This is a genomic window from Hymenobacter segetis, assembly GCF_054776495.1.
The window spans coordinates 19,976-44,350 of sequence record NZ_BAAHBV010000004.1 but is presented as its reverse complement, the minus strand read 5'-3'; the positions used below and the strand labels follow the sequence as shown (position 1 = coordinate 44,350).

Here is a 24,375-nt window from a genome sequence, read left to right as displayed (position 1 = left end):
GCCCTGATTACGGCCGTCTGCTATCAGGACGCTTCCGCCCGCCCGCCTCGTGACACGAAAAACCAAGCGTAACCAAAGGGTAATGCCCGTAATCTGGCCGTAATACCGCTACTGCACGCCGGAAACGGAAAGCGCGCTTTTCAGAAAGCGCAGGGCCCGGAACATGTGGGTTTTTACCGAGTTGATGGAAAGGGCCAGCAGCGTCGCAATCTCCTCGTAGGTCAGGCCGCCGTCGCGGTGCAGCTGGAACACCTGCCGGGTGCGCTCGGGCAGCCGCTCAATCAGCTGGAGCAGGTGCTGGTTGAGTTCCTGGTAGTCGAGCAGCTGGTCGGGTTGCAGGTAGGCCGCTTCGGGCTGGGTGAGGGGCAGGTCGTGCTCGGCTTCGATGGGGGTGCGCCGCTGCTGCCGAAGCTTGTCGAAGCTGCGGTGCTTCACCGCCGCGTAGAGGTAGGAGGCCAGCGAGCCCTGCACGGCCAACTGCGCCCGCTGGGTCCAGACGGCCACAAACAGGTCGGCCACTACGTCCTCGGCCGCATCGGTGGGGTAGGGCAGCAGGGATTTCGCGTAGCGCAGCAGCCCGGCGTAGTAGCGGGTAAACATCGCGTCGAACGCCGGCTCGCTGCTCCCGGCCAAGGCATCGAGGTACTGCTTATCAGTGGCGTTTAGTGCGAAAGTCATCCCAGCCGACAAAGCTAGCCGCCGGGTAAAAGGCCAGGATTACTGCTGTGTTAGCTTATGATTAAGCGCATCTAATCCATTAGATTCCTGCGAAAGACAGAAAAAGGCCCGACGGTGAGTCGGGCCTTTTTCTATTGTGAGTTCGCCTTTTCTTGGGCGAACAGCCCCGAGCGGCCGCGGTGTTGGCTACTCCACCACCAGCTTGCGATACGCCGCCCGGCCCTCGTGCGCGAACCGAATGGTGTACAGACCGGCTTTCAGCGCGGGCACGGCCAGTGTGTGGGGACCTGCTCCACAGCGACGCCGCCGGCTACCCGGCCCCCCGGCTGGGCAACTCGTCCGAGCTGCAAATCGGCCAATTAGTCATTGCCATCGGGAACCCCTATGGCTTCCAGCACACCGTCACGAGTGGCGTCGTGAGCGCCCTGGGCCGCACGCTGCGTACCGAAACCGGCCGGCTCATCGACCACATCGTGCAAACCGACGCGGCCCTGAACCCGGGCAACAGCGGCGGCCCGCTCATCGACGCCGAGGGCCAGGTGATGGGCGTGAACACGGCTACCATTCGCGGGGCCCAGGGACTGTGCTTTGCCATCGGCATCAACACGGCCACGGCCATTTTCCCGGCCCTATTGAGTGAGGGCCGGGTGCGGCGAGGCTACCTGAGCCTGAGCACCCAGCAAGTGGAATTACACCCACGGGTGCGGAACTTTTATGGCCTGACGCAGCAACAAGCGCTGTTTGTGGTGGGCATAGAGCCTGGCACGCCGGCTGAGGCGACGGGTCTGCGCGAAGGGGATTTTCTGGTGGCCTTCGCCGACCAGCCCGTAGCTAGTAGTGACGACCTGTTCCGACTCTTGACCCAGGAGAAAATCGGGGCTTTTCAGTACCTGACGGTGTTGCGGAGCCAGCACAAGCTGGAACTGCGGATTACCCCGATAGCGAGTGGGGCCCGGCCCGCGCGGGTGTTAGCCGCTGCCTGATTGCGGATTACCCGGTCAACTCTCAGGAGCGAGATTGCTCTCGAAGCTGTTGGCGTGAGCAGGAGTTAAGGATTCAGCGAAGGGTGGCCCACATCATCCAGGCATTGGCTAAGGTCCGCAGGCGGTCATATTCTTTCAAAAAGCGACGATTGGCGCTGAGCCAGGCCAGGGTGCATTCCACCAGCCAGCGTCTCTCTGGATGCTGGAGCCTTTTTACCAATATACTACTATACTACGCACGGGCTTTGCGAATCGCAGGCCGTAGGAGATGCGCAGAACCTTGGTTAAGAGGCTGGTTGGTTAAGAGGCTGGCAAACGAGCTGCCGCCCATGACGACTGGCACCTGCCCCGGATGGGGATGGCGTCCGAGCCATGGGCCAGCCTGAATGTTACGGCAATAGTGGGTCGGTGCTCACCAAGGCCGACCCCACCACCATCAGTAATAAAGGCTTACGCCCACGGTAAATTGGCGGCCGGGCGTCGCGCTAAAGCGGCCCAAACCGGTGCTCCAGCAAGAAATGGCCCGCACGGCGGGCGAAATCGTGTAGCCCAGGCCCAAGCCGGCCTGCGAATACGCCGTGCGGTCGGCATTGCTGGTTTCGGCACTGAAGGGGATGCCCGTGGGCAGCATGTGCACCCCTCCCGTCAGCCAGACGTGTTGCTGCACCCGGTAATCGAACTGCTTGCTGCTGCCGTCAGCCCGCCCCGCGCGAGCAAGGTGGGTCAGGTGGGCCGCCGGGGCCATAAACGACCACGGGGCGGCCCGGCGGCCCGGCTCGGCAACTGCACCCGGTGCGTCGGGCTCGTGCGCCGCGCAACACGGTGCGGCCGCGACTGCTGGGGCTTCCAGCCAGGATGATAAGGTAATAGCCACCACGAGAGCGGCCCGGAGGGGGGATGAAAAACGCAGGATACTCATAACACTACCAAAAACGGGAAACCCTCGCCGGGGAAGCGGTGGGGAACGGGTAGGCAGACGCCGGCAACGGGCAAACCTTACGGGGCACCGGGCTCGCGGATGGAAGGGCAGGGCTTGCGCGGCGCGGTCAGGCCCCCGCTTCACAACAAGCACATTTCCCTGGCCTTGGCAACCGCAGCTCTATTACCGCTGGCCCATTACAGGACGCCCATCAACCCGCTGATGCTGAGGGCTACTACTGCCGTGTTAAACGCAAACACCAGTAGGCCGTGCACGAGCACGGTAGCCCTTATGGTCGGGTCATAGATGCTCACGTCGGCCGTTTGGGCCGTCATCCCAATCACAAAGGCGAAGTAGGCAAAATCCAGATAGCGCGGGGGCGGTGAGCCGTCGGGAATGGTGAGGCCGCCGGGCGCGGGGGGCTTGTCGTAGTACAGATGCGCGTAGCGCAGCGCAAACACCGGTGCAACAGCAGCCAGGCCGCCGCCACGCCGCCCACGGCCAGGGCCACGTGCAGTCCCCGCGTGGCGGCCGGCAGCGTGGGCATCATGCCGGTGCTCAGCAGTAGCACCACCGCCGCCAGGCTGCTGGACAGGGCCAGCAGCACGAAGCCAAACGACACCATGGCCCCCGGCGACTCGCGTCAGCCCGGCATCGGCCGTGAGCATGATGGGCCAGAGCAGCAGCAGCCAGCCGCTTGCGAAAGCGTCCCAAGCTACCACGGCCCGCCCCTCGCTGGTCAACTCGGCCGGGGCCACCGCGTAGCCCGCCAATCCCAGGACCACTGCCGCCGCAAAGCGCCTATGCGCAGGTAGCCGGACCACATGCCGCAGAGCCTGAAAAATGGCCTTGGTTAAAAGTTTGGTACAAAAGTTAAATGGGCAGACCAGCTTGGTGCTGAGCATCACCGGCGTGACCAGAGGCCAGTTCATGTATGTCAATTACCAACCGAAAATCAAACAGTACATCCCCATCGAAGCAGAAAGAGAGGTGGTCTAGGCATGGCGGACAGAAGAAGGACGTATATTTCTTCTGTTATGGCAACCAAAACCAACGGGGCACCGCCCGACAAACGACGTAAATACGACGAGGCTTTTAAGGCTGAAGCGCTGCGCCTGGCCAGCGAGAGTCGCAGCACGCTGGCCGCGGCGCGGCAGCTGGGTCGTACCCGGTAGGGCATCAGCCCCAAACTGCTCTACCGCTGGCAACAGGCGCAAGTCGTGGCCGAGGTGGGCAGCGAGGAAGTGGCCCGCGACCCGGAAGTACGCGCCCTGCGTGCCGCCAACAAGCGGCTGGCGCAGGAGCTCGATATTTTAAAAAAAGCCTTGGCCATCTTTGCCCAGCCGACCCCGTGAGCGTGTACCAGCACATTGCCCGGCAGCGGGCCCAAGTGCCCGTGCGCCAGCTCTGCCAGGTGCTGCGCGTGGCCCCTAGCGGCTTCTACGCCTGGCATCGGCAGCAGGGCCGGCCCGTTACCGAGCCGGCCTGGCAAGTCGCCGTGCGCGAAGCGTTTGCCGACCACAGCCAGCGCTACGGCACGCGCCGGCTGCGGGCCGAAGTGCAGGCCCAGGGCCACGCCGTGGGGCGCTGGCGCATCCGCCGCGTACTCAAAGCCCATGGCTTGCGCGCGCAGCAGCCGCGCTCGTTCGTGCCGCGCACCACCAATTCCGACCCGGCCGTGCGCGCCGCGCCCAACCGCTTGCCGGGCCAGCCGGCCCCCACGGCCCCCAACCGGGTGTGGGTGGGTCGTACCCGGCAGGGCGACATCACCTACCTGCCCCGCCAGGGCGGCGGCTGGCTGTACCTGGCCGTCTGGCTCGACCGCTGCTCGCGTAAAATCGTGGGCTGGAACGTGCGCGACACCATGCCCGAAGACCTGGTCAGCGAGGCCTTGCGCCGGGCCCTCGTGGTGCGCCGCCCGCCAGCTGGACTCGTCGTGCACTCCGACCAGGGCAGTCAGTACACGGCCACCCGCTTCAAGCAACTGCTTGCCCGCTACGGCGCGCAGCAGAGCATGAGCCGGCGCGGCAACTGCTACGATAATGCCCATGCCGAATTCTTTTGGAGCCGCTTCAAAGCCGAGCTGCTGGACGGTGGCAGCTTCCCCGGCCTGGCCGAAGCCAAGCCTGAAATCAGCCACCACATCGCCTATTACAACGCCGAGCGCCGCCATTCCGCCCTCGGCTACCGCTCGCCCAACCACTTCGAAACCCAACTTCAAACAACGTCCCAACTCTGTCCGGCCTAGCTAGACCACCTCAGTACCAGGCTCTACTGCGAAAACGCTCCCTTTGCTAAACTACTCGCAGCGGCCCGAAGCCAGGTGCCCACCAGCTGCTGCAGTGCCCGGGAGAGTTTAAGAAACCCGTCTACGATTCAACGTTTACGAAACGTGCTGAGGAGATGAGTTTCGTAAACTCCCCCAGTTCTCCAAAAAACGCTCGTTTTTTGGAGGCTTTAAACGAATGTTCACACGGCCAGAAACGTATGTTCTCTGAGTCGTTTCTCGCCACCGGTTATTGGATGGTTCAAGAGTTGTTTAGCTAGCAATTACAAAACATTAATCCATGCGCATGAGTTAAAAACATTGCGTACCTTTGTCTCCTATGGATACCAAGTCCCTCGTCAAATTAGCTAAGTCGCTAAGCGACCCCACCCGTCTTCGCCTGTTGCAGGAAATTGCAAAAGGGGATATCGCCGTGTGTGCCGACTTGTTTCAACATGTGCCCATCAGCCAGCCCTCGATGTCTCAGCACCTTAAGGCCTTGGGAGATGCGGGCTTAATTGAGTCGCACAAAGAGGGCCGGAATATGCACATGTCCATCAATGCCAAAAAATTGCAGGAGTTGGAAGATTTCCTGCAACTGCTCAAACCGGCTACTGTTAAAGCCTAACAAATCCCGTGGACCGCTGGCGTTATCGTCAGCGGTTTTTACATCTTTAAAAACATTATCGATTGCTTATGCATTTATGGGTAGTACCTTTGCTGAAACGTAATAAGAAGGGTACTCGCTGCCAGCATATGCATTTGTCCAGGCTTTTTTTGCCTTATTACATAAGCACATGCTTATTATATAATGTATTAAGGCCAATTACTACCCTTCCAACGCACCTCGCATTTCACTCAGTACCCTTCTCTGGGCCGCATTTTTCCATGAAACTATCTTCTCTTTTAGCCGGCAGCGTGCTGCTGGCGGGCTGCGCGGAGCAACAAGCCCCGCAACAGGCACTGGCCCCGCCGGCCCTGCCAGTACAAGCCCTGCATACCGGCACCGCAATCACCTACCAGGATTACCCGGCTTCTATTGAGGGCGTCGTCAACGTGGAGATTCGCCCGCAGGTAGCGGGGGTGCTCGACCGCATCCTGGTGGATGAGGGCGCGGCGGTGCGCAAAGGCCAGCCCCTGTTTAAAATCAACGACGCGCCCTACCGCGAGCAACTCAACAATGCCGTGGCCGCCCAGCAGGCGGCGGCTGGGGCCGTTACCAGCGCCCAGGTCGAAGTGGACCGGTACGCGCCGCTGGTGCAAAACAAGGTCGTGTCGGAGGTGCAGCTTAAAACGGCCCAGGCAGCCCTCACCGTGGCCCAGGCCAACCTGCAGCGTGCCAAGGCAGCCGTCAACAGCGCCCGAATCAACTTGGGCTACACCACCATTACGGCGCCGGTGAGCGGATTTTTGGGGCGGCTGCAAACCAAGCAGGGCAGCCTGGTCGGTCCCACCGATGCCCAGGCCCTGACACAGCTCTCCGACGTGCACGAGGTGCACACCTACTTCGCGCTGGGCGAGGACGACTTCATCACCTTCCGCAACCAGTACGCGGGCCGCACCCTGCAAGAAAAGCTCCGGCATCTACCCCCCGTGGCGTTGGTGCTTTCCGACCAAAGCACCTATCCTACGCGGGGCAAGGTGGATGTGGTAGCCGGGCAATTTGACCGCACAACGGGCTCGGTCACGTTGCGGGCCACTTTCCCCAACGCCGACGGCCTGCTCCGCTCGGGCAACACGGGCACCATCCGCCTGGCCCTGCCACACCCCAACGTGCTGCTGGTGCCGGCCGCGGCCACCATCGAGATGCAGGATAAGGTGTTCGTGTACGCCGTGGGCGACAGCAACCGCGTCCGCCGCCGGGCCATCACCATTCAGGGCAAGAATGGCGCGAATTACTTGGTAAGCGAGGGCGTGAAAAACGGCGACCGGATTGTGCTGCAAGGCGTGGACCACTTGCAGGAAGGCCAGATTATTCAGCCCACCGCGCCGGCTCCGGCCAGCGTCAGCCTCACCACGGGCAAGGCCGCGGCTTCCTCTACGTTGTAATAAGCTACTCGTCTCATGTTTAAGGTATTTATTGAGCGGCCCGTCCTCTCAACCGTCATCTCCATTTTGCTGGTGATAGTGGGGGCGCTGGCTTTGTGGAAACTGCCCATTCAGCAGTTTCCCGACATTGCGCCCCCGGCCGTGCAAGTCACGGCGCTCTACCCCGGCGCCAACGCCGAAACGCTGCTGCGCTCAGTGGCGCCCTCGCTGGAAGAAGCCATCAACGGCGTGGAGCACATGGTGTACATGAGCTCGACGGCCAGCAACGACGGCTCGCTGGTGATTAGCGTCAACTTCCAGCTGGGCACCGACCCCGACCAGGCGGCCGTGAACGTGCAAAACCGCGTGGCCCAGGCCACCAGCCAGTTGCCGGCCGAGGTGGTGCAGCAGGGCGTGACCGTGGCCAAGCAGCAGAACAGCTTCGTGATGCTGCTGAACCTATACTCAGAAGACCCGAAGCAATACGACCAGACGTTTCTGGACAACTACGCCCAAATCAACCTGGTGCCCGAGCTCAAGCGCATTTCGGGCGTGGGGTCGACGGTGCTGTTTGGGGGCAACCGCGCCTACTCCATGCGCATCTGGCTGAAGCCGGCCCAGCTGGCCAGCTATAACCTCACCCCGGGCGAGGTGATGGCCGCCATTCAGGACAAGAACCTGGAGGCCGCCCCCGGCCGCCTGGGCGAAAGCAGCCAGGAAGCCTTTGAGTACGTCATCAAGTACAAAGGCAAGCGCAGCCAGCCCCTGGACTACGAAAACATGATTATCCGGGCCAACGCCGACGGCTCGATGCTGCGCCTCAAGGACGTGGCGCGGGTCGAGTTGGGCTCGGCCTCCTACAACAGCAACGTGCGCATTTCGGGCAAGCCGGGCATTAACATCGGCGTGTTTCAGGCGGCCGGCTCCAACGCCAACGAGCTGCAGATTGCCGTGGGCAAGGTGATGAAGAAGCTGGAAAAGAACCTGCCCGCCGGCGTGAAGCAGCAAACGATGTACAGCACCAAAGTGGCGCTGGACTTGTCCATCGAGCAGGTCGAACACACGCTGGTCGAGGCGTTTATTCTGGTGTTTCTGGTGGTGTTCATCTTCCTGCAAGACTTCCGCTCCACGCTGATTCCGGCCATTGCCGTGCCGGTGGCCATCGTGGGCACGTTCTTCTTCATGCAGCTGATGGGTTTCACCATCAACTTACTCACGCTCTTTGCCTTGGTGCTGGCCATTGGCATTGTGGTCGACGACGCCATTGTGGTCGTCGAGGCCGTGCATAGCAAGCTGGAAGAAGGCACCCACTCGGTCAAAGAAGCCACCACCAGCGCCATGAGCGAGATTACGGGGGCCATTATTTCGATTACCTTGGTCATGGCCGCCGTGTTTCTGCCGGTGGGCTTTCTGGAAGGCTCGACCGGCGTATTCTACCGGCAGTTTGCCTTTACCATGGCCATTGCCATCGTCATCTCGGCCGTGAACGCGCTGACCCTGAGCCCGGCGCTGGCGGCGCTCTTTCTCAAGCATACCCCGCACGAGCACGACGCCGAGCACCCTGCGCCCAGCACGTTCAAGACGCGCTTCTTTGCGGGCTTCAACCGCAGCTTTGAGCGGCTAACTGCCCGCTACGTGGGCAGCATCCGGTTTTTGGTGCGTCACAAATGGGTGGGGTTGAGCAGCCTAGTACTGGTGGTGGCGCTCACCGGCTGGCTGGCCAAGCGTACGCCCACGGGCTTCATCCCGTCCGAAGACCAGGGCTTTATTGCCATTTCGATGGCGCTGCCGGCCGGCTCGTCGCTGGACCGCTCCAACCACATTGCCCAGGAGATTGAGCAGCAGTTGCAAGCCATGCCAGCCGTTGACAAAATCAACCTACTCAGCGGCTTTAACATTCTGACTTCCTCCAGCAGCTCCTCGGCCCTCACCCTATTCGTCATCCTGAAGCCCACCAAGGAGAGGGGGGCGGTGCAGGACATCAACGCCATCATGGCGACGATGCGCGAGAAGGCGGCGGCCATAAAAGGGGCCGACACCTTCGTGTTTACCACGCCCACGGTGCCGGGCTTCGGCAACGTGGAGGGGCTGGAAGTGGTGCTGCAGGACCGCACCGGCGGCTCGCTGCCCAAGCTCGGGGAGGTAGGCCAGGCGTTTATCGGGGAGCTGATGAAGCAGCCGGCCATTGGGGTGGCCTTCACCTCGTTCCGGGCCGACTACCCGCAGCTGGAAGCCGAAGTAGACGAGGTGAAAGCCGCCCAGCTGGGCGTGAGCGTAAAAGCGGTGCTGCAAACCATGCAGGCCTACTTCGGCAGCGCCCAGGCCTCCGATTTCAACCGCTTTGGCAAGTACTACCGCGTCATTGTGCAGGCCGACCAGGCCAACCGCGCCGACCCCACGGCCCTGAACGGGGCCTTCGTGAAAAACGACCGGGGCGAGATGGTGCCCCTGCGCACGCTGGTGCGCCTCAAGCGGGTGTTCGGGCCGGAGACGGCCTCGCGCTTCAACCTCTTCAACTCGCTCACTATCAACGCGACGCCCAAGCCGGGCTACAGCTCCGGTGACGCCATCAAGGCCGTGGAGGCGGTGGCGGAGAAGCACCTGCCCTCGGGCTACACATACGAGTATTCGGGCCTCACGCGCGAGGAAATCTCGTCGGGCAGCCAGTCGACCGTCGTGTTCCTGATGTGCCTGGTGTTTGTGTATTTTCTGCTGGCGGCCCAGTACGAGAGCTACATTCTGCCCTTCGCGGTGCTGCTGTCGCTGCCGGCGGGCATGGTCGGGGTGTTCGCGGCCATCGGCTTTGCTGGCATCACCAATAACATCTACGTGCAGGTGGCCCTGATTATGCTCATCGGCCTGCTGGCCAAAAACGCCATCCTCATCGTGGAGTTTGCCTTGCAGCGCCGCCACGCGGGCGAGCCGCTGGTGCGGGCCGCGCTCAACGCCTCGGCCTCGCGCCTGCGCCCCATCCTGATGACTTCGCTGGCCTTCGTGGCCGGCATGCTGCCCATGATGGGGGCGCAGGGCCCCTCGGCCCTGGGCAACCATTCCATCAGCATCGCGGCGGCGGGCGGCATGCTCTCGGGCGTGGTGCTGGGCTTGTTCCTCATCCCGCTGCTGTTCGTGATTTTTCAACGCTTGAACGAGCGCCTCAGTGGCCCGCCCCAGCCCGTCCCGGCCAAGCCGGCCCGGGTGCCGGCCCACGCCACAGTTAGCTAACATCCATGACTACTCTTAAGAATACCCCCCGGCGCCTGCTGGCGCTGGGACTAGCCACCCTGCTGGTTATCGCCGCCTCGTGCAACGTGGCCAAGAACATTCCGCTGCCCACGCTGCCGCTGCCCGCCACCTACCGCACGGCCCTCACCGCCGATACGGCCTCCATCGCGGGCCTGCCGTGGCGCAGTTTCTTCACTGAGCCGGCCTTGCAGCAGCTGCTCGACAGCGCTACCGTGCGCAACAACGACCTGCAGCTGGCGCTGCGCAACATCGCCTCGGCCGAGGCCACCCTCAAGCAGGCGCGCTGGGGTAACGTGCCGGCCGTGAGCTTGCAGGCGGGCGTGACCACCAACCGCCCCTCGGGCAACAGCCTGAACGGCATTTCCCTCAGCCAGTTTCTGGGCACCAAGCACATCGAAGACTACAACCTGGCGGCGGCCGTGAGCTGGGAAGCCGACATCTGGGGCAAAATCCGCAACCGCACGGCCGAGGCCCGGGCCGCCTATCTGCAAAGCCAGGAAGCCCGCAAGGCCGTGCAAACCCAGGTGGTGGCCCAGGTAGCCCAGGGATACTACAACCTCTTGCTGCTGGACACCCAGCTGGCCGTGGCCCGGCGCAACTTCGCGCTCACCGACAGCACCTTGCGCTTTACGCGCCTGCAGTTCACGGCCGGCCAGGTCACGGCCCTGGCCGTGCAGCAGGTGGAGGCGCAGCGCCTGCTGGCGGCCGGCCTCATCCCGCAGTTCGAGCAAGGCATCACGGTGCAGGAAAACGCCCTGAGCATCCTGGCCGGACGCCTTCCGGGCGGCATCCGCCGCAACGGCAACCTGCTGGCGCTGCAAGTGCCGGTGGTAGCGTCGGCCGGCGTGCCGGCCGCCCTGCTAGCCCAACGGCCCGACGTGCGTACCGCCGAACTGGCCCTCGACCGGGCCAACGCCGCGGTGGGCTACACCAAAGCCGCCCTGTACCCTACGCTTTCCATTACGGCCCAGGGTGGCCTCAACGCCTTTCAGGCCAGCAACTGGTTTAGTGTGCCGGCGTCGTTGTTTGGCCTGGCCACCGGGGGGCTCACGCAGCCACTGCTACAGCGCCGCGCCCTGCGCACCGAGTACGAGCTGGCCCAGCTGGACCGGGAGCGCACCGTTATTCAGTTCCGGCAGCAGGTGCTGGTGGCCGTGGGCGAGGTTTCCGACGCCCTCGGGCAAGTCACCCGCACCCAAACCCAGCAAACCATTGCCACCGACCGGGTGCGGGCCCTGCGCCTGGCCACCACCAGCGCCGGTCAGCTCTTCCGCAGCGGCCTGGCCAGCTACCTAGAAGTCATTACGGCCCAAAGCAACGCCCTGCAAAGCGAGCTGGAGTTGGCTTCCTTGAAGCGTAGCCAGCTGGAAGCCAACGTGGAGCTGTACCGGGCCGTGGGCGGCGGCTGGCAGTAATAAGCCTTATCCAGCTTCCTTGCCCTCCCTACTTCGACCATCGAATGCCAGGCGACATCCTCCTATTCCCACCCCATTCCCATGGATACCAAGTCCCTCGTCAAGCTAGCCAAGTCGCTGAGCGACCCCACCCGCCTGCGCATGCTGCAGGAGATTGCGCGGGCGCAGCGGCTGGGATGCGCCAATCTGTATGAGTTTGTGCCCATCAGCCAGCCCTCCATGTCGCAGCACGTGAAGGCCCTGGTAGATGCAGGGCTGGTGAATTCGTGTAAGGAAGGCCGCAACATGTACTTGACCATCAACACGGAAAAGCTGCAGGAGCTGGAAAGCTTTCTGCAGTTGCTGAAGATGAGTTAGCTCTCTTGCAGCAAGTCACTGCTTAACCATGCGTTTCCAAGACGGGTCGAAGCAAGCCCTCGTCGGGGAAACGATAAACTATTCAATCCCCATTGCATGAAAATCGGAATCATTGGCACCGGCCCCGTTGGCGGCTCCCTCGCCAAAAACCTGGCTGCTCTCGGCCATCAGGTGAAAGTGACCAACACCCGCCAGCCGGCCGAACTGGCCCGCAAAGCCCAGGAATTGGGGGCTAGCCCCGCCACTCTGCATGACGTGGTGCAGGACGTGGACCTCGTTTTTATCGCCGTGCCTTTCAAGGTAATTGACGAGTTTCCCAAGGACCTGTTCCGGTCGTTGCCCCCCGAGGTAATCGTGGTGGATACCGGCAACTACTACCCCTTCCGGGACGAGAAAATCGAGGCGCTGGAGCAGGGCCAGCCGGAGAGCGTGCTGGCGGCCGAGCAGCTGGGCCGCCCCTTGCTGAAAGCCTTCAACAACCTGCTGGCCGAGACGATTGCCAGCGGCGGCACCGCGCCCGGAACACCCGGCCGCATTGCCCTCTCCATTGCGGGCGACGATGAGCGCGCCAAACAAATTCTTTCCGACCTCTGCAACGACTTCGGCTTTGACGTGGTGGACGGGGGCAGCCTGGCCGACTCGTGGCGGCAGCAGCCCGGCACGCCGGCCTACTGCACCGAACTCACGGCCCCGGAGCTAACCCACGCCTTGGCCAATGCTGTGCCCGGCAAGGCCCCGCAGATACGCGACCAGATTATCTCGGAGCTGCTGCAACGCGAAGCATGGCCCACCCGCGAAGAAGTAGTAGCCGGCAACCGCGCCCGGCAGCTAGGTAAATCCTAGCCAGTCCAGGCCCTACCAACCGAATACAACTTCAATGCAAACTCACATGGAAAACCAGCAACACCCGACTGTCCTTGTTTTGGGCGCCAGCGGAACTATCGGCCGTCAAGTGGTCAAAGACCTGGAAGGTCAAGCCGTCAACGTACGCATCACGTCGCGCAACCAAGAGATGGTAGAACAGCTTCGCCGCGAAGGAAAAGACTGCCACTACCTGGACCTGGATGACCCCAGAACCTTTGCGCTAGCGCTGGCCGGGGTGGACCGGGTGTTTCTGCTAACCGGCTACACGGTGGCCATGCTCACGCAGAGCAAGACCCTGGTAGATGCGGCCAAGAAAGCCGGCGTCCGCCATATCGTGCACGTGGGCGTGTTCGCGGAGTGGGACACGACCGACGCGCACTTTGCGTGGCACCAGCTGATTGAAAAGTACATCGAGGCCAGCGGCATTGCCTGGACCCACCTTCATCCGAACATGTTCATGGAGGTGTTCACGGGGCTGTATATCCCGAAGAATCTAACCTACACCAGCTACTGGGACGACCGCCGAGTTGGCTACATCGCCTCCAGCGACATCGCGGCGGTGGCCGCCAAAGCCCTCGTCGACGGGCCAGCGCGTCACGGTGGTCAGCATTACTGGTTAAGTGTAGAAAGCTTTAACGGACAGGAAATTGCGGCGCTGTTGAGCGAGGTGACCGGCCTGGAAATCAAGCACGAAGACAAAGGCCTGGCAGGCTTCAAAGAGCTGATTGAAACGCTGCTGGCCAATGGGGCGGAGAGCTGGTACGCCAAGGCCAACATTGACTTTGTCACGCAGATGCTCGACGGTAGAATGTCCTACATGTCCATGGTGCAAAACGATGTTCCGTACGTCCTGGGCAGACCCGCCAAGACCCTCCGGGAGTTTCTGGAGGAGCACAAGGCTGCAATTAGGGAATCAGCGGTAACGGGGTAAAGGACATGCAGGTGCTGGATATCATCGGCCAGACCCTTGGCTTGCAGAGAAGGTTCTGCCGGGGCAAAAACACGCATTTATACTCCTTGTAATGACCAACCGAAAAACGTTAAAGCTGGCCGCAGTCATTGATGGGCCGGGGTGGAATTTCTCCTCCTGGCGACACCCCGATATGCCCGCCGACGCCGGCGAAAACATTGATTTCTTCATTCAACAGGCCCAGCTGGCGGAGCAGGCTAAGTTCGAAACCCTGTTTTTGTACGACGTCAGCCACGTCGGCCCCGGCAACATTCCCTACTACCTGAGCATGTTCGAAGGGGGGACGCTCATGTCTGCCCTCGCCATGAAAACGGAGCGCATCGGCCTCTCCTTGACGGCCTCAACGTCTTACAACGACCCCTACAACCTCGCCCGGCAGGTCTTGTCGCTGGACAAACTCAGCAAGGGCCGGGCCTCGCTGAACGCCATCACCTCCAATCCGGGTGGGATGGTGAACTTCAGCCGGGGTCACCTCGGCAAAGCCGACCAATACCCCATGCACCAGGAGTTTCTGGAAATTCTGCTGGGCCTCTGGGACACGTACGAGGACGACGCTTTTCCCCGGGATAAGGAAAGCGGTGTCTTCCTGAACCCGCGCAAGATGCACCCCGTCAACTTCCGGGGAAAGTACTTCTCGGTGGATGGCCCGTTGAACCTGAGCCGCTCGGTGCAGGGCCGGCCGGTGCTGTACATGGCCGGCAGTTCGCCCACTTTCGTGGACCTAGCCACGTCCTACACCGACGGCGTCTTTATGGCGGGCAGCACCTTCGAGGAAACGGTATTGCTCGCGAATGCGCTGAAAACAAAGCTGCTTGAAAAAGGCCGGCTGCCGGAACACTTTGTGGGCGCCATTTCGCAAAACCCCATCGTGGGCCGCACTGATGCCGAGGCCTATCAGAAGTACCGAGAAATCCTAGCGCTGGGCCCGTACTCGCACACCCCCGTCCCCTTGTTTATGGGCTCGGCCGAACGAGTTGCCACGGAAATACAGCGGTGGTACGAGGCCGGGGCCATCGACCTGTTCATGGTTCGACAAGACCACCCCCACGGGCTACGGGACTTTATTGAGCTGGTGGTACCTATTCTGCAGGAACGCGGCCTTTTCCATCGAGAGTACGAGGCCGAAACCCTGCGGGGAAATCTTGACCTACCAAAACCAGGATTCCGAACTATTTAAACGGCGCCTGCTTTCCAATCCTGCTATTCAAGCATCTGGCCTGCTGTTACCCCCGTGGGCACTTATCTAAAGAAGCCATGCCTCCTCCTGTTAACGAGTCCAACCGCCCGGAAAAGCCACCGGTCGCCTATTCTATCTTAGACCTGGCCATCGTGTCGCAGGGCCGCACGATACAACAGACCCTCCACGACTCCCTGGCCTTGGCCCGGGCCGCCGAATCCCACCAATACACCCGCTACTGGCTGGCCGAACACCACAACTCGGACAACATCGGCAGTAGCGCCACCTCCCTGCTCATCGGCTACGTCGCTGAAAACACGGCCACCATCCGCGTGGGTTCGGGCGGCATCATGCTGCCGAATCACTCGCCCTTGATTGTGGCCGAGCAGTTCGGCACGCTGGCGCACTTGTACCCCGGCCGCATCGATTTGGGCCTGGGACGGGCCGCCGGTACCGACTCGCAAACCGCGCAGGCCATCCGCTCGGATTTCATGCAGGCAGCCCACTCTTTCCCCCGCGAAGTCAGCAAAATCCAGGAGTACTTCTCGCCAGAAAATAAGCACGCCGTCGTCCGTGCCCCGGTGGCCGAGGGCACCGACGTTCCCCTGTATATTCTCGGTTCTAGTACCGACAGCGCGCACCTGGCGGCCCAGCTGGGTTTGCCCTATGCCTTTGCCAGCCATTTTGCTTCCACTCATTTACTTAATGCTATACGGATTTACCGTGAAGAGTTTCAGCCGTCGGCCATGCTGCAACAGCCTTACACCATCGTCGGCATCAACGCCTACGTGGCCGACACCGATGAGGACGCGCAGCAACAGTTTACTAGCCTCATCCGCATGTTCGTGGCCCTGCTCACCAGCGGGGCAAAAGAGGCTTTGCAGCCGCCCACAGAAATGACGGAGGAACTGGAGGGCATGTGGCACCATCCGGCCGTGCAGCAAATGCTGAAGTACTCCTTTGTGGGCAGCAAGCAAACCGTAAAGAGGCAAGTACAGGCGTTTTTGGCCGAAACCAGCGCGGATGAGCTCATTACGGCCTCCACCATGTACGCGCTGGAAGACCGGATAAAATCCGCTCGCCTATTCGCCGAAATCATGGCGGAGATTAATGGCAATAGCGAATAAAACGTTCATTTTAACGGTCTTAGCAGCACACGTACGTCTTGGTGCATCTTCAGCGCTGCAGGTACGCCTGCACATCGGCGACCAGCAGACCGACGGCGAGCACGGCGTTGCGCAAGCGGGTTTCGGTGCAGTTCAGGGCTTGACACCAGTAATTGACTTCCACTGTGGAAGAGAGGTTAACGCGCGTGGCGTCGGCCGGAGGAGAAGGGAGCATGGTGGGTATACGCACGGGAATGGAAAGCAACCCGCGGGTTAGCCATTCCAAAGGCTGAGCACGAGCAGAATCATGGGAAGCAAGGCCCCTATGCCGAACCAACGGGCCGCCTGGCGTTTGTGCGTATGCCGCAAAAACAAGTGCAGGCCCCCATTGGCCAGCAGCAGCCCGGCGAGCAGCCCTTTGGCTCCCGCAGATAGGCGATGGGAAGCCATTAAATCGGGCGTGTCGTGGATTTCGAAGCCCGTGCCTTCCAGCAGCAGCCACCCAACGGCCAGCACATCCACCACCAACGCAACGAGGGCAATTCCGACCCGGAACGAAAGCGATAACGGTGGTAATGGTGCGGCTGGATTCATGGGCGCAAGTACTGAAACATTGGCTACCAGTTTGATAAAAGGGTGGTGGCTTAAACGCGCTCCGTTCAAAAATTGGAGGGTCGATGTCAGGCCTTGACGTCCACGCCCGCCTGCCATTCTTCAAACAGCGTGAAAAAATCCCTGAGCGCCGTGCTTTCATCTTGCGAGTAGAACAAAATGATATTGGCCCACCCGTGGCTGGTGGTAATACCATACTTGGCGACGATCCAATCCTGAAACGCCCCCATGCACTCGGCATCGAAGTCGATACCGTATTGATAAGCCAAGAGGAACCATCCGTCTAAAAAGGCTCTGAGGCATGAGATATAATTCTTGCTCAGGTACATGGCCGGCCGACGCTTGATAGCCGCAAGCAGCTCGATAAGCGTGGTAAAGCGTTCCGGTGGCTTACTGTCAGAAACGAGGTTATGCTGTTCTGTCATCATGCGAGAAGTTCATCTGGTTATGCCTACAAGGCTTACCACTTGTAACAAAGTAGAATTGCCGTTCACGTTAATAGTCGAAGCTGCGAAAGCAGGGGAATCCTGCGAACTTGGCCGCATGAATCCGGTCGAGCAGTTCCCGCCACCCCTTCGCAACGTATTGCCGCTTCGCTTTCGGACATGGGTTGCCTGTTATGACCACATCCCCGAAAACCAGCGCCACGAATCGCACTTCCGGTTTTACCAAGGGGTCACAAAAAAGCAGTTTGCCCGGCTGTACGGCTATCCACAGCCCCCACAGGTGATTGGAAAGGTCGAGTACCTGGTCGAGCGGGAATGGCTATTGGCGCGCGTTGGCGAGGAACTGCTGCCGGCCCGATGGACCGTCACGGAATGGCAGGAAATACGCCGCGCCGTCAAAATTGCCCACTCCCTGCAGCTTTCAAAAGACGCGTTACACATCGGGAATCAGGCGTTTTCACGCTTAGTGAAGGCCCTCATTGACGACCAACAGCATTAACGCACAATGTACTTAACCTAGCATAGGTTTAGCCAAACGGCCCCCATGGTCATCTTAGAGTGGCTCCAATGCTGCGAGTTCCTGCCCGAGGTCCTTTAGTCCCGCCAGGATACGAGTTGCTTCCCGGCGTGTCGGTTTACGATGGCCGCGGACCAGTTGGGTAAGCAGCTGCGCGGACATGCCGATGCGGATGGCCAGTGCCTCGGGGTTGAGCACATGGTAATACTCGAAGAACTGCGCCACGTCGGGGGTGATGGCCAAGTCGTCCACTGTGTAAACCAATCCTTCGTCCTGGTAACACAGATTAGTTGCCTCGACCATCGCGGCCTTCAGTTCGGCTACGGTAGTGCCCACCGTATTGATGCCATGCGTTTCGGCGTGGGCCGAGTAGCCCGTCCGCGTGCGCTCCACCAGGAACGCGACTTTGCGCTTGGCCTTCCGGGGGGGCTTAACCGTGGGCGCGACTGGCCGTGGCAGCAGTACACGGCCAGTGGGCGGCGCGGGCTCCACCCGCGGTAGGGCCGGCGGTGGCACATGCGGCTGGGTGGGATTGCGGTAGTCGTAGGGCAGGTTGACGGGCGGCACTTCTTTCATTGGCGGAAGGTATTAGTAATCCTTCAAACGGCCTGCATCTCAGCTTATGTCAACTTATCAAGACGGTCCAGAGCGTTCACTTGGCAGAGGCGTTTTTGCCTTGCCAGTACCGAGCGTACTCCTGGGCCAACATGCCTCCCGGGACAAATCGGTCCGGCGAAGCGCCGTAGATCTGCACGGCGTATGCAACGGCTTCTTCCACCGAATCAAAGGCCGCACGCTCCTCGGCATCGGGGTCCAATAGGGAGAACTCGGGCACGAGCTGCCAGTTTTCGTCGCCTTCATCGAACGATTCGAGGTAATTGACGCTGTACTGGTGCCCGTCCTCTGGCGCTAGGCAAAGCCACTTAATTACCGTGTAATCGCCTTCGTCGGCATGACCCATCCATTGTTCGACTTCCTTGCCGGCGTGAACCCGGGCCTGTAATTCTAAGCGGGAGAGGTACAACGCCATGCGGACTGAATAAGAATAGAGGTTCACGAATACGGTCGTGGCTTAAACGCGCTTCGTTCAGAAATTGGAGCAATTGCCTCAACGGCGTTCACCTACCTTATTCCTTCACTCGGGGGCGGCTTGGAATTCGGTCCGCCGGGCGACCGGACCGTCGAAGGGCGGCGGTGTCAATTTTAAAGGCCGCGGTAGGGGCTGTGCGCGTGGGCGCGGCCGCGCTTTTAGGGCGCAGCCCCCCTTTCCCCGGGAGGGTTTTGGGTGGAGGGGCTGGCGTTGTTTGCGCGGAAGCGGACCCGTAAAGGCTCAGGAGCGCCACGCCAAGCAGGAGAAAAGGAGTGCGTTGCATAACCAATGGAAAGGTGAACGAATGAAGACACCGAACAGGAGCAGGAGTTGCGTTTAGGTAAACGGTCGGAATCGCAACAGGAGTAATTATCCAGACACTGTCTAGATAATTGCAGAAAAGTAAAAGGAGGAAATAATTAGCAGCAACCGCAGGCACTTGGGCCTTGTTCTTGGATGGGCGGGCACGGGACCGAGCCATACGAGCAGTACACGCAGCAGTCGCCGGCCAGGGGCTTCAAGAGGGTGTGGCAGCTGGTGCATTCGTAAAACCACTGGCAGGCGTCGGTGGGCATCTGCTCGGCCTGCGCGTGCTGGCAGGCAGGGCAGGTGAGCACGGAGGTGAGGGTGACGGGTTGGGTCGGCGTCATGGGGCGGCGGTTAGTGGGTGGGGTTCTGGACGTGGTAGCCGGTGCCGTTGATGGCGCTTTCGACCTGGGCAGGCTGGGCTTGGGCGCTGTTGTAGCGCACCTGGGCAGTAGCTTGGTCGTAGGAAACGGCCACGGACTGCACGCCGGGCACTTGCTGCACGGCCTGCTCGACGTGGTGGGCGCAGGCTTCGCAGGTCATGCCCTGAATACGGTAGGTGCGGGTTTGCCAGATGGGGGCGCCGCCGGGGGGGCTGACCACCTGAACAGTGGGCTTAGTGGTGGGGTAAAGTTTGGCGCCGTAGTAGGGAAAGGCCAACAGCAGGACTGCCAGGACCGTAACGGACGCCAGGAAGCCCGTTGACTGCATGATGGAGCTCTTCGTGGGCACGGCGCAGCAGTCGGCGGCCACTGGCGCGGGGCGCAGCTGGCGGTACCAGGCGAAGCCGAGCACGCCCACGGTGAGGGCGACCAGGTAGAGGCGGTAGGGTTCGAGCCAGGCGAAGGCGCTGGCCGCACCGCCGAGCCCGCCGACCACAGCCAGCAGCGGGGTGATGCAGCAGAGCGAGGCGGCCAGCGCGGCCAATAAGCCGGCGCCAAACAATGACTTGGACGGTTGGACGGGGGCATTGTTCATAGGGCCGGTTCGGGTTGGGTGGTGAGGCGGGCCAACAGGGGCTGCAGCACCGGCAGGTGTTCGGCGCTGAGGGTGTAAAACACCGTCTGGCCCGCTTTGCGGGCGGTCACGACACCGCCGTCTTTGAGCTTGCGCAGGTGCTGGGACACGGCCGAAATAGTCATTTGGAGCACGTCGGCCAGGTCGCACACGCAGAGCTGCTCATCGGCGAGCAGGAAAAGCATTTGTAGGCGCACTTCGTTGCCAGCCAAGGCCAGCACGTGGGCGAGCGAGCTAAGCGCGGGAGCGGCCTGATTGAGACGTTGCTGGCACTGCTGAATGTAGTTGGTGTCAGCAAAGACCCGACCGCAGGAAGGGGTATCCATTGGGAAAGGGAGCAAAATTCTTTTCTCGTATTTAAGCAAATGCTAAAGTACAAGAAAAGGTTGCTCATATTTTCACGATGGTACAGGATTATCGGTTCAAGAAAACGGTCGAAAGCGCGGCCATTTATTGAAACGAGCCTTTCTTTACATCCATGTACTTTCCGTCGCTGACGCCAGCTATTTGCATGTGGGGGTTTCACTTGCACGGATTAACCGGGCTGGAACCTGTCCAAATGGCCGCGTTGTCATCCGCGCATAGCTTGCCCCTCGAGGCATTTATTCCTACGGGGTACGAGCCATTCCCTTTCGGCCGCGCCGTGGGGGACTTGAACGGCGACGGCCGCTCCGACGCCGCGCTGGTGCTCTGCCTACGCAACACCGCCGCCACTGCGCCGCGGCGGCCGGAACGGGTGTTGGTGGTGCTCTGGGGCACGGCCACCGGGTACCAGCTCGCGGCCCGTTCCACTCACGCGGTGCTGGGCCGTGGGGGCCAGGACCACGAAACGTTTCGCCGCGTCCTCATTCAACGCGGCACCTTGGTGCTGGACCACTACAGCGCCAGCAACTGGTTTTGGCGCATCCGCACCGTGTTCCGGTGCCAAACCGGCACGTTCATTCGAATTGGCGAAACCGTCGAATCCGGCCGCACGGGCGGGGATTGTGACGGGGTAGCGGGGCCCGCCGGGTGGCGCTACCGGGATACGAACTTTGTGACGGGAAGCCAAGAAACGTGGCGTATTTCCGAGGCCTGCCAGGTGTTAGAGCACCGCCAGTTCCATGCTAAACCAGGCCCATTCCAATCCTTAGCGCGCTACAAGCCACCCGTTTTGTAAGAAATACCACTTCTAAAAGATGGTACACGTTTACGTTTACGGTCCGAAGGTAAACGCGCTCCGTTTAATCGAAGGAGGGTTCGCCTCCGACTCGTAAACGGTCATTCGTCAGCGGTCATTTTGGGAGCTAAACGGCCGATAGAAATCCAGGACTTGCTGCGTTGGCGAAACGTACGTGACCGTTTCGCCCGTTGGCACCGGGGTGGCCAATAAAAACGAAACCTCCACCTCGACAAAGTGAAAGTGCAGGGTTCCCAACCGATGGGGCAACGTGATGGTTAGGTGGTAGCGGCCATCCTGATTGGTGAGGCGGCTTTCTTCTGACTCGTACGTTCCCTTGTAGTCGGGCGCGAAAAACGAATGCGTCGCTTCTGTCATTGCCGTGCCTGGTCCCGTCGGGTAGGGGTGCTGAAATTCTGAAACGCCGGTGAAATGCAGCCGGACAAACAAGCGCCCGGGCCGGTCAGGTCCGAAAAACAGGCCAGGCGCACCGACCCACGTGAAGGAGTGCGCGGTGGGCGCGTAGTTGTATTCCAAGAGCAGGCATTCAAAGAAAACATCATCGTCTTCGAAGCATTGCCGGATAGCCTCTTGAGCCGTGGGGGATTGTTGCATCAGCGGGCTAGTGTATAGGAAAACGGTCGAAAGTTAAACGCGCCCAATTCAGAATTAGGAGCGTTAGCGTGCAACTAGCTGCGTATTGTGCATACTTAACACTTTATGCATCGCAAGTAGGCAAACGACTTCTTCACGTCTTTCCCCTCATGATTTTTCGAAGCATCAGGCCTATCATTAACCAAATCCTGCTCCTTTCGGCGCTTTTGCTAACCGCCTCCGGGCATCTAAGCGCACAAGTAGCGCAGCACCCCCAGCACAATCAAACGGATGCCCAAGGGCTTAAGAGGGGGCACTGGGTGTTTTTATATCCGTGGGGAGGACTGGCAGCACAAGGGAACTACGTGCGAGGTCGAAAGGTGGGGCAATGGCGCTACTATGCCAACGGCGACCATGATGTAAGCAGCGTGGAGCGGACGGTTAAGTATTTGCCTTCAGGGGGCTTTGAGGAAACCGGGGCGGAGTATACGCTCCAGGTGAGCGCAGATTCCGCCCAAGTGATCGGTGTGATCTACGGCTTTGGTTCTGCCCCCAACCAACGGCCCTGCATCACGTGCAGAAAAAATGGCCCCGTTATTAACTGCCGTCGGCTGTCGGCAGACGGCCGCACCCTGTACGCCTTTTTGTTGAGCAACACTACAACTTTATTCCAAGTAGTGCGCGGCCAATTTTGCAATTACCAGCCGGCTCCTTAAAAAACCTCTGGAGGCCCTTTGCAAAGCCTTTCGCGAACATCGTTCATCACACAAGCAAAAGAATACCCGTCTACAAAAACGGTCGAGCCCTGAACGCAGCCCGTGCAATCAAAGGAGCCTTTTTCGTACCCTAGGTACGGTTACCGCGGTTAGCGGGTCAAGGGTTCCCCATCAGGCGGTATCCGTCGCTCTTCCGCCACTGCCGCTGCTCAATCGAGTCCAGGGCGTCCGGCTTGGCCCCGAAATACAAGGGATAAAACGCCAAGTGATTTTCCTCTAAGTAGTGAAATTCTTGCCGTGACACGGTGAATTGCCGTTCGTCGATGCGCCCGGGGTACGACCCGGTGACGTAGCGGCTCTCACCGTTCTGCAGGCGGATGCGCAAGCGGGTGGCGAAGGGGCCGTCGTACTTCCGCGCCAAGAAGACCGCCATGTGCCGGGACCGAAGGGCCAGGGCCCACGCCCCGTTGCCACACCAGGCACTGCCCATCCGTTCAATGGGCCGCCAGAACCCGGCCCGGTCCTTGGCTTCCTGAATGGCGTACACCCCCGAACTCCAGCCGTAGAGGTACTTGGTTCGGGGGGTGGCGTTGGCGACGTACACCGGATACGTCCGGTGGGCAACGGAGTCGGCCAGCGGCACGTCGAGGATGGTGCGGCCATAGTCAGCCAAGACCTCCAAGCCGTCGGTGGTCAGCGAGTCGGATTCTTCCAGCCGGTTCAACTCCCGGCCCGCAAGGTAGTCCCTCCCAGAGACGCTGTCGGGGTGTTCCAGGGCTATGGAGGGGGCAAAGGCATACCGCCCCACAAAGGAAGGCCACACCCGGAGCACGGTATCCGGAGCGTTGGACCTTGGGTGCCGCATGGCGGAAGGGGCTTGGGTCAGCACGGGAACGGCAAAGCCCTCCCCGCCAGTGGGCGCAAAGGCAGGGGTGTGGCCGGCCTGGGGTTGGCACCCAAGAATTCCAATCAGCAAGAACCAAGCAACCGGGCGTAGCAACATCATGGGAATGGGCGCTAATAACGCGTCGGGGCGTAAGCAGGTACGGCCGAAACGACTTGACGTCGTGGTAGCAAGATACTGGCTAGTTTAGGGAAAGGGTCGGAAGAGCAAAACGAGGGGTTAGCTACTCGTATTGCTGGAGTTCGTGCAGCAGATGAGCTTTCAATTCGCGGGCCTCCACCACAATTCCTTGCATGTTCTCTTTGGGAAAGGCCGCAATGGCGACTCCTTCGGCTTGTAACTCATCCAACCAGGGCAAGAAGTCATCTAGGGGGATTTCCTCGGCACGGTAGTCGGCCCATTCGCCGGTCAAATGCCGCTGCGCAAACGCCTCTTCGGGCCACACCGGAATCAAGTCCTGGGCCGTTGCCTCTCCAACCAGCACCGTTTGGGTGCCGTCCCGAATGACCCAGATGGCCTCGGCGTCGGCCACGGTGCGAATCAGGTAGCCGTAGCGTTCGGCCGCCGGCAGGTTATAGATGTTTTCTCGTTTGTGCGTATTCATCGGCAGGCTTTCGGGTAATCTCCCCGCAAGCTATTCCATATGCCCGCTGTAACTAGGCATTGGTTTAAGAAAAGGGTCCAAATGCAAGAACGAGCGTATTGAATAAGTTTACAGCATGCTGGACGACTTCCAATTCCGCTTGCATCTGCTGACCTATATCCAGAAACACGACGGGGAGTGGTACTGGTACCAACTCGACCGCGCGCTGAGCGCGACGATCGGGCTCAACGGCCGGCAGTTGATGAAAGAACTCGACGCCTTGCGCACGGCGGGATTAATCAAAAGCCAAGAAGTGGCGGGGCGTTCCTATTACTTTATCACCGATGAAGGGAGACGGGTCGTGGCAGTTAGCAGCAAAAGCCAGTAGTGCAAAGCGAGCAGTTGTCCCAGCAACATGGCGGAAA

General features: G+C 60.7%; 31 protein-coding genes. 17 read left to right on the top strand and 14 right to left on the bottom strand.

Features of this window, described 5'->3' with window-relative positions; translation table 11 throughout:
• Positions 1-108 precede the first annotated feature (108 nt).
• Positions 109-678 carry an RNA polymerase sigma-70 factor gene (locus ACYU70_RS21090; RefSeq protein ID WP_342298919.1) on the bottom strand — a complete coding sequence of 190 codons (570 nt, stop codon included), beginning with the start codon at positions 676-678 and terminating at the stop codon, positions 109-111.
• Between the two features lie 275 nt (positions 679-953).
• Here ACYU70_RS21090 and ACYU70_RS21085 point away from each other — a divergent pair, with 275 nt between their 5' ends.
• Complete coding sequence (locus ACYU70_RS21085) at positions 954-1,661, top strand: S1C family serine protease (RefSeq protein ID WP_342298921.1); 708 nt, start codon at positions 954-956, stop codon at positions 1,659-1,661.
• A 436-nt stretch (positions 1,662-2,097) separates the two neighbouring features.
• On the opposite strand, the gene ACYU70_RS21080 is transcribed toward ACYU70_RS21085, so the two are convergent.
• Entirely contained in the window at positions 2,098-2,580 is a 483-nt protein-coding gene (locus ACYU70_RS21080) for a hypothetical protein (protein ID WP_460616115.1), read from the bottom strand.
• A 197-nt stretch (positions 2,581-2,777) separates the two neighbouring features.
• On the bottom strand, positions 2,778-3,365 hold the full coding sequence (locus tag ACYU70_RS21075; RefSeq protein ID WP_342298926.1) for a DUF1345 domain-containing protein: 588 nt from the start codon (positions 3,363-3,365) through the stop codon (positions 2,778-2,780).
• A 252-nt stretch (positions 3,366-3,617) separates the two neighbouring features.
• Between ACYU70_RS21075 and ACYU70_RS21070 the strand changes: the two genes are divergently transcribed.
• From ACYU70_RS21070 to ACYU70_RS21015, 12 genes are all read left to right on the top strand, one after another.
• Positions 3,618-3,755 (top strand): hypothetical protein, encoded by a 138-nt coding sequence (locus tag ACYU70_RS21070; protein WP_342298927.1) that lies wholly within the window; start codon positions 3,618-3,620, stop codon positions 3,753-3,755.
• Between the two features lie 45 nt (positions 3,756-3,800).
• A complete protein-coding gene (locus ACYU70_RS21065) occupies positions 3,801-3,935 on the top strand; it encodes a hypothetical protein (protein ID WP_342298929.1) in 135 nt (44 codons plus the stop codon).
• On the top strand, positions 3,932-4,828 hold the full coding sequence (locus tag ACYU70_RS21060) for an IS3 family transposase (protein WP_342298931.1): 897 nt from the start codon (positions 3,932-3,934) through the stop codon (positions 4,826-4,828). Before ACYU70_RS21065 ends, ACYU70_RS21060 begins: the two co-directional genes overlap by 4 nt.
• A gap of 358 nt (positions 4,829-5,186) precedes the next feature.
• Positions 5,187-5,474, top strand: a complete 288-nt coding sequence (locus ACYU70_RS21055) for an ArsR/SmtB family transcription factor (protein WP_342298933.1) — start codon at positions 5,187-5,189, stop codon at positions 5,472-5,474.
• A 260-nt stretch (positions 5,475-5,734) separates the two neighbouring features.
• A complete protein-coding gene (locus ACYU70_RS21050) occupies positions 5,735-6,895 on the top strand; it encodes an efflux RND transporter periplasmic adaptor subunit (RefSeq protein ID WP_342298935.1) in 1,161 nt (386 codons plus the stop codon).
• Positions 6,896-6,910: 15 nt separating this feature from the next.
• Positions 6,911-10,096 carry an efflux RND transporter permease subunit gene (locus tag ACYU70_RS21045; RefSeq protein ID WP_342298936.1) on the top strand — a complete coding sequence of 1,062 codons (3,186 nt, stop codon included), beginning with the start codon at positions 6,911-6,913 and terminating at the stop codon, positions 10,094-10,096.
• 5 nt (positions 10,097-10,101) lie between these two features.
• Positions 10,102-11,532, top strand: a complete 1,431-nt coding sequence (locus ACYU70_RS21040) for a TolC family protein (RefSeq protein WP_342298938.1) — start codon at positions 10,102-10,104, stop codon at positions 11,530-11,532.
• An 81-nt stretch (positions 11,533-11,613) separates the two neighbouring features.
• Positions 11,614-11,889: an ArsR/SmtB family transcription factor gene (locus ACYU70_RS21035; RefSeq protein WP_243514952.1), complete on the top strand. Its 276-nt coding sequence runs from the start codon at positions 11,614-11,616 to the stop codon at positions 11,887-11,889.
• Positions 11,890-11,985: 96 nt separating this feature from the next.
• Complete coding sequence (locus ACYU70_RS21030) at positions 11,986-12,732, top strand: NADPH-dependent F420 reductase (protein ID WP_342298942.1); 747 nt, start codon at positions 11,986-11,988, stop codon at positions 12,730-12,732.
• A gap of 46 nt (positions 12,733-12,778) precedes the next feature.
• A complete protein-coding gene (locus ACYU70_RS21025) occupies positions 12,779-13,684 on the top strand; it encodes an NmrA family NAD(P)-binding protein (protein ID WP_342298944.1) in 906 nt (301 codons plus the stop codon).
• 91 nt (positions 13,685-13,775) lie between these two features.
• Positions 13,776-14,900, top strand: a complete 1,125-nt coding sequence (locus ACYU70_RS21020) for an LLM class flavin-dependent oxidoreductase (protein ID WP_460616114.1) — start codon at positions 13,776-13,778, stop codon at positions 14,898-14,900.
• A gap of 77 nt (positions 14,901-14,977) precedes the next feature.
• The gene (locus ACYU70_RS21015) at positions 14,978-16,027 is read left to right on the top strand and encodes an LLM class flavin-dependent oxidoreductase (protein ID WP_460616113.1); all 1,050 of its coding nucleotides are present in this window, start codon (positions 14,978-14,980) and stop codon (positions 16,025-16,027) included.
• Positions 16,028-16,076: 49 nt separating this feature from the next.
• On the opposite strand, the gene ACYU70_RS21010 is transcribed toward ACYU70_RS21015, so the two are convergent.
• The 3 genes from ACYU70_RS21010 to ACYU70_RS21000 all read right to left on the bottom strand — a co-directional run bounded on the left by ACYU70_RS21010 (position 16,077) and on the right by ACYU70_RS21000 (position 17,046).
• Positions 16,077-16,241: a DUF3606 domain-containing protein gene (locus ACYU70_RS21010; protein WP_460616112.1), complete on the bottom strand. Its 165-nt coding sequence runs from the start codon at positions 16,239-16,241 to the stop codon at positions 16,077-16,079.
• Positions 16,242-16,279: 38 nt separating this feature from the next.
• Positions 16,280-16,600, bottom strand: coding sequence for a hypothetical protein (locus ACYU70_RS21005; protein ID WP_460616111.1), 321 nt, complete (start codon positions 16,598-16,600; stop codon positions 16,280-16,282).
• Between the two features lie 86 nt (positions 16,601-16,686).
• Positions 16,687-17,046 carry a hypothetical protein gene (locus ACYU70_RS21000; protein ID WP_460616110.1) on the bottom strand — a complete coding sequence of 120 codons (360 nt, stop codon included), beginning with the start codon at positions 17,044-17,046 and terminating at the stop codon, positions 16,687-16,689.
• 115 nt (positions 17,047-17,161) lie between these two features.
• Between ACYU70_RS21000 and ACYU70_RS20995 the strand changes: the two genes are divergently transcribed.
• Positions 17,162-17,563, top strand: coding sequence for a hypothetical protein (locus ACYU70_RS20995; protein WP_460616109.1), 402 nt, complete (start codon positions 17,162-17,164; stop codon positions 17,561-17,563).
• Positions 17,564-17,617: 54 nt separating this feature from the next.
• Here ACYU70_RS20995 and ACYU70_RS20990 read toward each other — a convergent pair whose 3' ends face one another.
• From ACYU70_RS20990 to ACYU70_RS20970, 5 genes are all read right to left on the bottom strand, one after another.
• Positions 17,618-18,157 (bottom strand): helix-turn-helix domain-containing protein, encoded by a 540-nt coding sequence (locus ACYU70_RS20990; RefSeq protein ID WP_460616108.1) that lies wholly within the window; start codon positions 18,155-18,157, stop codon positions 17,618-17,620.
• A gap of 76 nt (positions 18,158-18,233) precedes the next feature.
• Positions 18,234-18,611, bottom strand: coding sequence for a hypothetical protein (locus tag ACYU70_RS20985; protein WP_460616107.1), 378 nt, complete (start codon positions 18,609-18,611; stop codon positions 18,234-18,236).
• A 479-nt stretch (positions 18,612-19,090) separates the two neighbouring features.
• Positions 19,091-19,321, bottom strand: coding sequence for a GDCCVxC domain-containing (seleno)protein (locus ACYU70_RS20980; protein WP_460616106.1), 231 nt, complete (start codon positions 19,319-19,321; stop codon positions 19,091-19,093).
• Between the two features lie 10 nt (positions 19,322-19,331).
• Positions 19,332-19,955, bottom strand: coding sequence for a mercuric transport protein MerTP (gene merTP / locus ACYU70_RS20975; RefSeq protein WP_460616105.1), 624 nt, complete (start codon positions 19,953-19,955; stop codon positions 19,332-19,334).
• Positions 19,952-20,320, bottom strand: coding sequence for an ArsR/SmtB family transcription factor (locus ACYU70_RS20970; protein ID WP_460616104.1), 369 nt, complete (start codon positions 20,318-20,320; stop codon positions 19,952-19,954). The genes merTP and ACYU70_RS20970 overlap by 4 nt, the downstream gene beginning before the upstream one ends.
• A gap of 260 nt (positions 20,321-20,580) precedes the next feature.
• On the opposite strand from ACYU70_RS20970, the gene ACYU70_RS20965 reads away from it, so the two are divergent.
• On the top strand, positions 20,581-21,153 hold the full coding sequence (locus ACYU70_RS20965) for a hypothetical protein (protein WP_460616103.1): 573 nt from the start codon (positions 20,581-20,583) through the stop codon (positions 21,151-21,153).
• A 108-nt stretch (positions 21,154-21,261) separates the two neighbouring features.
• Here the strand turns inward: ACYU70_RS20965 and ACYU70_RS20960 are convergent, their stop codons facing one another.
• On the bottom strand, positions 21,262-21,768 hold the full coding sequence (locus ACYU70_RS20960; protein ID WP_460616102.1) for a hypothetical protein: 507 nt from the start codon (positions 21,766-21,768) through the stop codon (positions 21,262-21,264).
• A gap of 149 nt (positions 21,769-21,917) precedes the next feature.
• On the opposite strand from ACYU70_RS20960, the gene ACYU70_RS20955 reads away from it, so the two are divergent.
• Positions 21,918-22,463 (top strand): hypothetical protein, encoded by a 546-nt coding sequence (locus ACYU70_RS20955; RefSeq protein WP_460616101.1) that lies wholly within the window; start codon positions 21,918-21,920, stop codon positions 22,461-22,463.
• A gap of 157 nt (positions 22,464-22,620) precedes the next feature.
• Here the strand turns inward: ACYU70_RS20955 and ACYU70_RS20950 are convergent, their stop codons facing one another.
• Together ACYU70_RS20950 and ACYU70_RS20945 are read right to left on the bottom strand one after the other, a co-directional pair.
• Positions 22,621-23,469, bottom strand: a complete 849-nt coding sequence (locus ACYU70_RS20950; protein ID WP_460616100.1) for a hypothetical protein — start codon at positions 23,467-23,469, stop codon at positions 22,621-22,623.
• Between the two features lie 121 nt (positions 23,470-23,590).
• Positions 23,591-23,971 (bottom strand): DUF2750 domain-containing protein, encoded by a 381-nt coding sequence (locus tag ACYU70_RS20945; RefSeq protein ID WP_460616099.1) that lies wholly within the window; start codon positions 23,969-23,971, stop codon positions 23,591-23,593.
• 115 nt (positions 23,972-24,086) lie between these two features.
• On the opposite strand from ACYU70_RS20945, the gene ACYU70_RS20940 reads away from it, so the two are divergent.
• Complete coding sequence (locus ACYU70_RS20940) at positions 24,087-24,338, top strand: hypothetical protein (protein WP_460616098.1); 252 nt, start codon at positions 24,087-24,089, stop codon at positions 24,336-24,338.
• Positions 24,339-24,375: the final 37 nt, after the last annotated feature.

Excerpts from the sequence above, each read along its gene's own strand:
- ACYU70_RS21090 (WP_342298919.1), bottom strand. The coding sequence starts at position 678 with ATGACTTTCGCACTAAACGCCACTGATAAGCAGTACCTCGATGCCTTG.
- ACYU70_RS21080 (WP_460616115.1), bottom strand. The coding sequence starts at position 2,580 with ATGAGTATCCTGCGTTTTTCATCCCCCCTCCGGGCCGCTCTCGTGGTG.
- ACYU70_RS21070 (WP_342298927.1), top strand. The coding sequence starts at position 3,618 with ATGGCAACCAAAACCAACGGGGCACCGCCCGACAAACGACGTAAATAC.
- ACYU70_RS21055 (WP_342298933.1), top strand. The coding sequence starts at position 5,187 with ATGGATACCAAGTCCCTCGTCAAATTAGCTAAGTCGCTAAGCGACCCC.
- ACYU70_RS21050 (WP_342298935.1), top strand. The coding sequence starts at position 5,735 with ATGAAACTATCTTCTCTTTTAGCCGGCAGCGTGCTGCTGGCGGGCTGC.
- ACYU70_RS21045 (WP_342298936.1), top strand. The coding sequence starts at position 6,911 with ATGTTTAAGGTATTTATTGAGCGGCCCGTCCTCTCAACCGTCATCTCC.
- ACYU70_RS21040 (WP_342298938.1), top strand. The coding sequence starts at position 10,102 with ATGACTACTCTTAAGAATACCCCCCGGCGCCTGCTGGCGCTGGGACTA.
- ACYU70_RS21035 (WP_243514952.1), top strand. The coding sequence starts at position 11,614 with ATGGATACCAAGTCCCTCGTCAAGCTAGCCAAGTCGCTGAGCGACCCC.
- ACYU70_RS21030 (WP_342298942.1), top strand. The coding sequence starts at position 11,986 with ATGAAAATCGGAATCATTGGCACCGGCCCCGTTGGCGGCTCCCTCGCC.
- ACYU70_RS21025 (WP_342298944.1), top strand. The coding sequence starts at position 12,779 with ATGGAAAACCAGCAACACCCGACTGTCCTTGTTTTGGGCGCCAGCGGA.
- ACYU70_RS21020 (WP_460616114.1), top strand. The coding sequence starts at position 13,776 with ATGACCAACCGAAAAACGTTAAAGCTGGCCGCAGTCATTGATGGGCCG.
- ACYU70_RS21015 (WP_460616113.1), top strand. The coding sequence starts at position 14,978 with ATGCCTCCTCCTGTTAACGAGTCCAACCGCCCGGAAAAGCCACCGGTC.
- ACYU70_RS21010 (WP_460616112.1), bottom strand. The coding sequence starts at position 16,241 with ATGCTCCCTTCTCCTCCGGCCGACGCCACGCGCGTTAACCTCTCTTCC.
- ACYU70_RS21005 (WP_460616111.1), bottom strand. The coding sequence starts at position 16,600 with ATGAATCCAGCCGCACCATTACCACCGTTATCGCTTTCGTTCCGGGTC.
- ACYU70_RS21000 (WP_460616110.1), bottom strand. The coding sequence starts at position 17,046 with ATGATGACAGAACAGCATAACCTCGTTTCTGACAGTAAGCCACCGGAA.
- ACYU70_RS20995 (WP_460616109.1), top strand. The coding sequence starts at position 17,162 with ATGAATCCGGTCGAGCAGTTCCCGCCACCCCTTCGCAACGTATTGCCG.
- ACYU70_RS20990 (WP_460616108.1), bottom strand. The coding sequence starts at position 18,157 with ATGAAAGAAGTGCCGCCCGTCAACCTGCCCTACGACTACCGCAATCCC.
- ACYU70_RS20985 (WP_460616107.1), bottom strand. The coding sequence starts at position 18,611 with ATGGCGTTGTACCTCTCCCGCTTAGAATTACAGGCCCGGGTTCACGCC.
- ACYU70_RS20980 (WP_460616106.1), bottom strand. The coding sequence starts at position 19,321 with ATGACGCCGACCCAACCCGTCACCCTCACCTCCGTGCTCACCTGCCCT.
- merTP (WP_460616105.1), bottom strand. The coding sequence starts at position 19,955 with ATGAACAATGCCCCCGTCCAACCGTCCAAGTCATTGTTTGGCGCCGGC.
- ACYU70_RS20970 (WP_460616104.1), bottom strand. The coding sequence starts at position 20,320 with ATGGATACCCCTTCCTGCGGTCGGGTCTTTGCTGACACCAACTACATT.
- ACYU70_RS20960 (WP_460616102.1), bottom strand. The coding sequence starts at position 21,768 with ATGCAACAATCCCCCACGGCTCAAGAGGCTATCCGGCAATGCTTCGAA.
- ACYU70_RS20955 (WP_460616101.1), top strand. The coding sequence starts at position 21,918 with ATGATTTTTCGAAGCATCAGGCCTATCATTAACCAAATCCTGCTCCTT.
- ACYU70_RS20950 (WP_460616100.1), bottom strand. The coding sequence starts at position 23,469 with ATGATGTTGCTACGCCCGGTTGCTTGGTTCTTGCTGATTGGAATTCTT.
- ACYU70_RS20945 (WP_460616099.1), bottom strand. The coding sequence starts at position 23,971 with ATGAATACGCACAAACGAGAAAACATCTATAACCTGCCGGCGGCCGAA.
- ACYU70_RS20940 (WP_460616098.1), top strand. The coding sequence starts at position 24,087 with ATGCTGGACGACTTCCAATTCCGCTTGCATCTGCTGACCTATATCCAG.